Below are 768 nucleotides of genomic sequence, written 5' to 3'. Positions count from 1 at the left end.
AAGTTATGATACAATAAATTAAAATGAAGGGTTCTGTTGCAAAGTTTTAAATCTACTATCAAATAAGGTAGAATAATAGAAAAAGATAGCAGGAGGAATGACGATGAATCATTTTAAAGGAAAGCAATTTCAGCAGGATGTGATTATTGTAGCCGTGGGCTACTATCTTCGTTATAACCTTAGCTATCGTGAAGTTCAAGAAATCTTATATGATCGTGGCATTAACGTTTCTCATACGACGATTTATCGTTGGGTGCAAGAATATGGCAAACTACTCTATCAAATTTGGAAAAAGAAAAATAAAAAATCCTTTTATTCATGGAAAATGGATGAAACGTACATCAAAATTAAAGGAAAATGGCATTATTTGTATCGAGCCATCGATGCAGATGGTTTAACCTTGGATATTTGGTTACGTAAAAAACGGGACACACAAGCAGCCTATGCTTTTCTTAAGCGGTTAGTGAAGCAGTTTGATGAACCGAAGGTTGTAGTCACAGATAAAGCCCCCTCTATTACAAGTGCCTTTAAGAAACTAAAAGAATACGGCTTTTATCAAGGGACAGAACATCGTACCATTAAATACCTGAATAATTTGATTGAACAAGACCATCGTCCAGTAAAGAGACGCAATAAATTCTATCGAAGTTTACGCACTGCCTCTACCACGATTAAAGGCATGGAAGCCATTCGAGGATTATATAAGAAAACCCGAAAAGAAGGCACTCTCTTCGGGTTTTCGGTCTGTACTGAAATCAAGGTATTATT

1 protein-coding gene is annotated in these 768 nt (G+C 35.8%); it reads left to right on the top strand.

Annotated features, from left to right (window positions below):
- Positions 1-103 precede the first annotated feature (103 nt).
- Positions 104-768 (top strand): IS6-like element IS1216 family transposase (locus D1643_RS11175; RefSeq protein WP_139897264.1); only part of this gene is annotated, 665 nt, incomplete at its 3' end.

This window comes from Enterorhabdus sp. P55 (genome assembly GCF_009911695.1).
Taxonomy (GTDB): Bacteria; Actinomycetota; Coriobacteriia; order Coriobacteriales; family Eggerthellaceae; genus Enterorhabdus.
This window is presented reverse-complemented; position numbering and strand designations above follow the sequence as displayed.